General features: G+C 68.6%; 1 protein-coding gene. It reads right to left on the bottom strand.

Annotated features, from left to right (window positions below; translation table 11 throughout):
* Positions 1–1,240, bottom strand: a 1,240-nt coding sequence (locus ABZU25_RS34475) for an ISL3 family transposase (RefSeq protein ID WP_355033550.1), incomplete at its 3' end; no start/stop codon positions are given.
* Positions 1,241–1,352 lie beyond the last annotated feature (112 nt).

The raw sequence follows: 1,352 nt of genomic DNA, 5'->3' as shown, positions 1-1,352 counted from the left end.
GGTGGCCGCCGAGGTTGAGCATGGCCAGGGCGATGAGGGCGTCGGGTGAGTGAAAGCCGAAGGCCACCCGGGTGATCAGGCGGATCTTGGCGTTGACGGACTCGATACGGCCGTTGGACAGGCCGTGTTCGATGGACGCGACGATGGCGTCGCGGTGACGCACCACGCGGCGTTGCAGATCGACGAAGACATCGATACGGCTGCGGCGGGCCCACCCGATCCACCGGTCGAGGGCTTCGACCGCCGCCGCTGGGCTGGTCTTGGCCAGGGTGAACACCAGTCGTAGGCCTTCCTTCAACGCCCAGGCCCGGTGCAGGCGGGGGTGGGTCTTGGCGATCCAGGCGAGTTTGGTCTGCTGGGCGTCGGTGAGGTTCTCCGGGTTCTTCCACAACGCCCAGCGGGTGTTCTTCAGCTGACGGGCCGCACCGGTGGCGACACCACGGCGACCGGCTCCTCGCCCGTTGGCCTCATTCCAGGCCTGGCGGCGAACACGATCCACGGCGTCGGTGGCCCACGCCACGACGTGGAACGGATCAGCGCAGCGGACCGCGTTCGGGCAGCGGCGCCGCACCACGGTGGTGATCCAGTCAGCGCCGTCGGCGGACACATGCGTGATCCTCGCCGCCCGATCAGGGCCGAGTAGGTCGAAGAACGCCTCCAGCGTGGCGGCGCTCTTACCCGGCGCCGCCCACACCAACCGGCCGCTGTCGTGATCCACCACCACGGTCAGATACCGGTGGCCCTTCTTATAGCTGACCTCATCGATCCCGATCCGACGCAACCCGTCGTATCGGTCCTCAAGACCACCGGTATCGGCCCACACCCGGGCCACGATCGCCCCGACCGTGCGCCACCCGATCCGCATCAACTGCGACACCGCCGACTTCGCCGTGTGCACCGCCAACCACGCCACCGTCGCGTCGAACGCCCGCGTATGCCCCGCCCCATGACGAGCCCACGGCACCGCCGCGACCACCACACCATGCACACGACACGACACCCGCGGCGCATCAGCCTCGACCACCGCCCCGACCGTCCCCAAATCCAACGCCCGCCACCGCCGCCGCACCCCAGCGTCATAACGCGGACACCGCCGCCCGCAATACGGACACCGCCGCGACGCACCCTTACGCACCCGCACCCGAGCCACCACCACCGACTCGACCGGATCGAACTCCACACCCTCGACCACCGCCTGCTCGACCCCGAGCAGCCCAGCCCATACCCTGGCAAAACGCACGCCGTTCTCCCGCCCATCCGGTTCCGACCTTCGACAAGCCAGAACCTAGGCAGGACAACGGCGTGCGCCAAAAACGACGCGCCCAACCACCCACAGACACGTCACAAGACCC

Origin of the sequence: Micromonospora sp. NPDC005215 (assembly GCF_040607915.1) — a bacterium.
GTDB lineage: Bacteria > Actinomycetota > Actinomycetes > Mycobacteriales > Micromonosporaceae > Micromonospora.
This window is presented reverse-complemented; position numbering and strand designations above follow the sequence as displayed.